The sequence below is a fragment of the Candidatus Competibacter phosphatis genome (genome assembly GCF_012939995.1).
Taxonomy (GTDB): Bacteria; Pseudomonadota; Gammaproteobacteria; order Competibacterales; family Competibacteraceae; genus Competibacter; species Competibacter phosphatis.
The window spans coordinates 80,015-86,398 of the sequence record NZ_SPMZ01000028.1; the positions used below are offsets into that span (position 1 = coordinate 80,015).

Annotated in this window: 7 protein-coding genes; all 7 read left to right on the plus strand. The window is 60.3% G+C overall.

The features are described 5' to 3' along the window. Window positions 1-2 precede the first annotated feature (2 nt). On the plus strand, window positions 3-881 hold the full coding sequence (locus tag E4P82_RS22830) for a LuxR C-terminal-related transcriptional regulator (protein ID WP_312914739.1): 879 nt from the start codon (window positions 3-5) through the stop codon (window positions 879-881). A 290-nt stretch (window positions 882-1,171) separates the two neighbouring features. Further along, complete coding sequence (locus E4P82_RS10565; RefSeq protein WP_169248844.1) at window positions 1,172-1,639, plus strand: MaoC family dehydratase; 468 nt, start codon at window positions 1,172-1,174, stop codon at window positions 1,637-1,639. Window positions 1,640-1,765: 126 nt separating this feature from the next. Then, on the plus strand, window positions 1,766-2,062 hold the full coding sequence (locus E4P82_RS10570) for a hypothetical protein (protein WP_169248845.1): 297 nt from the start codon (window positions 1,766-1,768) through the stop codon (window positions 2,060-2,062). Between the two features lie 20 nt (window positions 2,063-2,082). Beyond that, the gene (locus tag E4P82_RS10575) at window positions 2,083-3,723 is read left to right on the plus strand and encodes a fatty acid--CoA ligase (RefSeq protein ID WP_169248846.1); all 1,641 of its coding nucleotides are present in this window, start codon (window positions 2,083-2,085) and stop codon (window positions 3,721-3,723) included. Window positions 3,724-3,846: 123 nt separating this feature from the next. Continuing rightward, a complete protein-coding gene (locus E4P82_RS10580) occupies window positions 3,847-4,596 on the plus strand; it encodes an electron transfer flavoprotein subunit beta/FixA family protein (protein WP_169248847.1) in 750 nt (249 codons plus the stop codon). 1 nt (window position 4,597) lies between these two features. Then, window positions 4,598-5,551: an electron transfer flavoprotein subunit alpha/FixB family protein gene (locus E4P82_RS10585; protein WP_169248848.1), complete on the plus strand. Its 954-nt coding sequence runs from the start codon at window positions 4,598-4,600 to the stop codon at window positions 5,549-5,551. A gap of 11 nt (window positions 5,552-5,562) precedes the next feature. Beyond that, window positions 5,563-6,384: acyl-CoA dehydrogenase family protein (locus E4P82_RS10590; RefSeq protein WP_211203110.1), on the plus strand; the 822-nt coding region annotated here is incomplete at its 3' end.

The following is a 6,384-nucleotide window of genomic DNA, read 5'->3' on the forward strand; positions in this document are numbered from 1 at the left end:
GGGTGTATTTTTTTTACGAAGTCAACGACTTGGAGTCGTCCCGGCGGAATCTGATCACCGGCATCGCTCTCTGTCAGCAGTTGGGAATGGTCTATTACACCTTGATGGGTCAACGGTCGCTCGCCAAATTACAACATGTCAGCGGCGAGCGCGAAGCGGCCTGGGATACGTTGACGGCGGCACGGCGACTCGCCGAAAAATCCGAAAATCCCCGGCGCTGGCGGTTGATAGACGCCGCCGCCGCCGAACTACAATTGCGCGAGGGAAACGTCGCGGCGGCCGCGCGAACCCTGGAGAAGGCGGCTATCTCGGCCGAATCCCATTCCGAGTTTGAACGCTTGGTCTATGCGCGCCTGCTGCTGGCGCAAGGTCAACCGCGGACAGCGGAGCGGGTCCTCAATGGTCTTGAAACGGCGGCGGTCAAAGAGGAACGGAATGGCAGTCTGATCACCGTTTACGTGCTGCAGGCGCTGTGCAAACGGGCCGCCGGCAACCGAGCCGCCGCTCTGGACCGGTTGGGACAGGCACTCTCTCTGGCCACCTCGCCCGGGTACCGGCGGGTTTTTCTCGACGAGGGTCCGGCCGTGGCCGCGCTGCTACCGCAACTGCGCCATGTGGCGCCCGCTTTCGTCATCGAGCTCTTGCAAGCTTTTCCCCACGAAGCCGCGCCCGCGCCGGAGGGTCTGGCGGGACCGGTCAGCAAAACCCAATTCGAGATCCTGCGCCTGTTGGATTTCGGCCTCACCAATCAGGAAATCGCCGATAAGCTGGGGATTTCCATCGGCACCGCCAAGTGGCATTTGCACCAGATCTTCGGCAAACTACAGGCGCGCAACCGCACCGAAGCGGTCACCAAAGCCCGCGAACAGGGGTTGCTGTAATCCGTTCCAACTCCCACCCAACCCATCGCACCTATCGAATGATAGGCAATGGCCTATCTCCGAACATCCACAGTTCTGAGCGCCAACCATCTGATCCTATTACGCATCCGCGCTAGGAACAGCTTCGCGCGGCGGCTATTGTCGGGCTTTTCAAATCGGGCTGCGTAGTCCCCAAATCCCTAACTCATCCCCAACCCCTAATGCCTATCCACCGATAGGTGAGCTTCTCCCTCGCGCGTCTACAGTGTTACGACGTAATTGATAACCCGTTCAGATCAAGAGGTAAGGAGATGGCTCTAGCAAACTACAGCATCGCGACGATCAGCGAATTCGTCGGTCGTGAGCTGGGGGTTTCGGACTGGATCGAAATCGGCCAGGCGCGTATCGATCAATTCGCCGAATGCACCGGCGATCGCCAATGGATTCATGTCGATCGGGAACGGGCGGCCAAGGAGAGTCCCTATGGCGGAACGATCGCTCATGGCTTTTTGTGTCTATCGCTGATTGCCATCACCCAGTTCGATCTCGGTATCGCTCCGCCAGGCACGGGCCAAGTGCTCAATTACGGACTCGACCGGGTACGTTTCATGGCTCCCGTCAAGGCCGGCGCCCGGGTGCGCAATCGCGTGGAATTGCTGACGGTGGAAACCAAGGGACCGGGCCGCGTCCTGATCAAGACCCGCAATACCATCGCCATCGAAGGCGAAGACAAACCGGCTTTGGTCGCCGAACTGCTGACGATGCTCATCGCCTCTTGATCGGGAAGACATCATGGCCGCCGACAACGGTCGAGGCGACCATGGGCTGCCAAACCCTAATCCTGTCGTTGGCTTAAGCCGCGAGAAGAGCACCGAAACAACCTTTTGGCTTGCCTTGCAAGTTGCTTGGCGGTCTACAAGCAGCTAATCGCAAAGCATTTTCGCAAGACGATCGTATTGGGCGCCGAAATCATGGGGGTGGCGATCGTCGCCCATCTCACTAACACCGATGTACCGGTGCCGCTGTTCGATCCACCGACCCAGGAGGGCGAAACCAATGGCTTCGTCCGACAGGCGCTCGACCGCCTGAAGCCACTTGCACGCGACCTGTTCAGAGTCGTCCGATCGGACGGCCTGAGCGACGGGCTTATCCGAAACCTTATAGGGTGCAGGTCACCTATTTATCCCCATTCGATGGTGTGAAACGAGAGAGGACAACAACAATGACTAACAACATCATAAACAAGACCCCATCGGCTTACGCTTACCCGCTGCTGATCAAAAATCTGCTGGCTAATCCGCTGCGCCAGTTTCCTAATCAGGAAATCGTTTACGGCGATTTCAAACGCCAGACCTATCGGGAGATGGGCGAACGCATCCACCGCTTGGCCAACGGTCTGGCCGGATTGGGCGTCAAACCTGGAGATACCGTGGCGGTCATGGATTGGGACAGTCACCGTTATCTGGAATGTTTCTTCGCCATCCCGATGATGGGCGCGGTGCTGCACACCGTGAACATCCGACTGTCACCGGAGCAGATTCTCTACACCATCAATCACGCCGAGGACGACGTGATCCTGGTCAACACCGAGTTCCTGCCGGTCCTGGAAGCCATCCGCGACCGGATCGAACCCGTCAAGAAATTGGTATTGCTCAACGATGCCGATCAGCCTCCGGCAACCTCGCTAAACATTGACACCGAGTACGAAGCGCTGCTGGCCGCCAGCGATCCCAATTACCCGTTCGCGGATTTCTCGGAAGACACCCGCGCCACCACGTTCTACACCACCGGCACCACCGGCCTGCCCAAGGGTGTGTATTTCAGCCACCGGCAACTGGTGTTGCATACCTTTAGCGTGATGACAGCGCTGACAGGGAGCCGACAAGGCATTACCCGCAACGATGTGTATCTGCCGATCACCCCGATGTTCCACGTTCACGCCTGGGGCGTCCCCTATATCGCCACGGTGATGGGCGTGAAACAGATCTATCCGGGCCGCTACGTACCGGCTCACCTGCTACGCCTGATTCAGCGGGAACAAGTGACCTTTTCCCACTGTGTGCCAACCATCCTGCAAATGCTGCTCGCCAGTCCGGTCGTGAACGAGGTCGATCTGTCGCGTTGGAAGGTGATCATCGGCGGGTCGGCGTTGTCGCCAACCTTGGCTCAGCAGGCCCGCGCCCGAGGCGTGGACGTATTCACTGCCTACGGCATGTCGGAAACCTGCCCGATTCTGACCTTGGCGCAACTCAAACCGCACATGCTGGACTGGGACGAGGAACGGCAACTGGACATCCGCTGCAAGACCGGTTTGCCGGTGCCACTGGTCGAGCTACGCGTGGTGGACGAGGAGATGAACGATTTGCCGCACGATGGGAAGACGCCGGGCGAAGTGGTGGTCCGCGCGCCCTGGTTGACTCAGGGTTATCTCAAGGACCCCAGGAATTCCGAAGCGTTGTGGCACGGCGGCTATCTGCACACCGGCGACATCGGTGTGATCGACGAGGAGGGCTATCTCAAGATCACCGACCGGCTGAAGGATGTGATCAAGACCGGTGGCGAGTGGGTCTCTTCGCTGGAACTGGAAAACCTCATTCTCAAACATCCCGCGATCGAAGAAGCCGCGGTGATCGGCGTGCCCGATCCCAAGTGGGGCGAACGGCCGCTGGCGGTGGTCGTCCGTAAGGACGGACAGGAGGTCGGCGAGACCGATATCAAGGCTCTGCTCCAGGACTTCGCCGCCAAGGGCATCATTTCCAAGTACGGGGTCCCGGATCGCGTGGTCTTCGTGGACGTATTGCCCAAAACCAGCGTCGGCAAGCTCGACAAAAAGGTGATGCGCGCGCAATACACGGTCGAATAGCGGGCCTGCCTGGGGAAATAACGAAAGGCTTCACTGAACTGGCAACGATCGCGGGGACAACCCCAAGCCAACGATAGCAGAACGAAGCCTACTCAATAACCAGATGAATACAGAAGGATTGCCATGAAAATTCTCGTCACCGTGAAGCGGGTGGTCGACTACAACGTCAAGGTTCACCCCAAGGCGGACGGCTCCGGCGTGGAGACCGCCAACATCAAGATGAGCATGAACCCTTTCGATGAAATCGCCGTGGAAGAAGCGGTGCGGCTGCAAGAATCGGGCAAGGCAACGGAGATTGTCGCTGTCTCCATCGGCGTCAGCCAGTGTCAGGAGGTGCTGCGCACGGCGCTCGCCATGGGTGCCGACCGGGCCGTCCTGGTCGAGACCGACGCCATACTCGAACCGCTGATGGTCGCCAAGTTGCTGGAAGCCTTGGTCGAGCGCGAGCAGCCGGACCTGGTGATTCTTGGCAAACAGGCCATCGACGACGACTGCAATCAGACCGGGCAGATGCTGGCGGCGCTGCTCGGCTGGGGGCAAGGCACTTTCGCCTCCAAGCTCACACTGGGCGAACAGGAAATCGAGGTCACCCGCGAGATCGACGGCGGGCTGGAAACCGTGGCGCTCAAGCTACCGACGGTGGTGACCGCCGACTTGCGGCTCAACGAACCCCGCTACGTCAAGCTGCCCAACATCATGAAGGCCAAGAAAAAGCCATTGGAGACGCTCAGCCCAGGCGATCTGGGTGTCGTGCCGATGACACAACTGACCACGCTCAAGGTGGCCGAACCGCCCAAACGCGAAGCCGGCATCAAGGTGGCCGATGCGGCGGAACTCGTCGCCAAACTCCGAAACGACGTCAAGGCGATTTGATATGAAAAACATATTGGTCATTGCGGAACACGATCACGCCACGCTGAAAGCGGCCACCCTGAATACGGTCACCGCCGCGCGGAACATCGGCGGCGAAATCCACATGCTGGTGGCGGGAAGCGACTGCGCCGGCGCGGCCACGGCCAGCGCCAAGATCCCTGGGATCGCCAAAGTGCTGCAGGTGGACGCCGACCACTACGCTCATCACTTTGCCGAAGACCTCGCGGTGCTGATCGCCGGGCTCGCCAACAAGGATTACGGTCATGTGTTGGCGCCAGCCACCTCCTTCGGCAAGAACCTGATGCCGCGCGTGGCGGCACTGCTTGGCGTTACCCAACTGTCCGACATCGTCGGCGTGGAGAACGCCGACACTTTCGTCCGTCCGATCTACGCCGGCAGCCTGTTGGCCACGGTACAGTGCAGCGCCCCGATCAAAGCGATGACGGTGCGCGGTACCGCCTTTGCGGCAGCCGCCAGCGAGGGCGGTACTGCATCGATCGAAACGGTGCCGCCGGCGGTGCCTTTGGGCGTGACCCGCTTTATCGGTCAGGAGCTGACCAAGTCCGAGCGCCCCGAGTTGACCGCCGCCCGGATCGTCGTCTCCGGTGGTCGCGGCATGGGTTCGAGCGAGGGCTTCAAGCTGCTGGAAGACATCGCCGACCAGCTCGGCGCGGCGGTGGGCGCCTCCCGCGCGGCGGTGGACGCCGGCTTCGTGCCCAACGACTGCCAGATTGGCCAGACCGGCAAGATCATCGCGCCCGAACTCTATATCGCCGCGGGTATTTCCGGCGCCATCCAGCACCTGGCCGGGATGAAGGACAGCAAAATCATCGTCGCCATCAACAAGGACGAAGAGGCCCCGATCTTTCAGATCGCCGATTACGGCATCGTCGGCGATTTATTCAAGGTACTCCCCGAACTGTCCGCCGAACTGGACAAACTCCCACCCGCCTGAGGAGGCAACTCATGACGACTTATTTTGCACCGACCCGCGACATGCGGTTTGTGATCGAGGAGCTGGCCGGTCTGGATCAGTTGACCCGCTTGCCGGGTTACGAGGACGCAACGCCGGATCTGGTCGAAGCGGTTCTGGACGAAGCGGCCAAACTGGCCAACGAGGTACTGGCTCCGCTCAACAAAACCGGTGACGTGCAAGGCGTGCGTCTGGAAGCCGGCGGCGTGCTTGCCGCCGACGGTTTCAAGGCAGCTTATCAACAATTTGTGGAAGGCGGCTGGAACGGCATCAGCGGTGCCCCCGACCATGGCGGTCAGGGTCTGCCGGAGCTGGTGCTGACGGCAACGATGGAAATGTGGAACGCAGCAAACATGTCCTTTGCCCTGTGCCCCTTGCTGAACGCCGGCGCGACCGAAGCGCTCAAACAGCACGGTTCGGATGCACTGAAGACACAGTATCTACCGAACATGGTCAGCGGCGCGTGGACCGGTACCATGAATCTGACCGAGCCGCAGGCCGGCTCCGACCTGTCGGCGGTACGCGCCAAGGCGGTACCCGAGGCCGATCATTACCGGCTGTATGGCCAGAAAATATTCATTACCTGGGGCGACCACGACCTGACCGATAACGTGGTGCATCTGGTGCTGGCGCGCACCCCGGATGCACCCGAGGGCGTCAAAGGCATCTCGTTGTTCCTGGTCCCCAAGTTTCTGGTCAATGCCGATAGTTCGCTCGGTCAACGCAACGATGTTCAGTGTGTGTCCATCGAGCACAAGCTGGGCATCCACGCCAGCCCCACCTGCGTGATGAGCTTCGGCGACCAGGACGGCGCA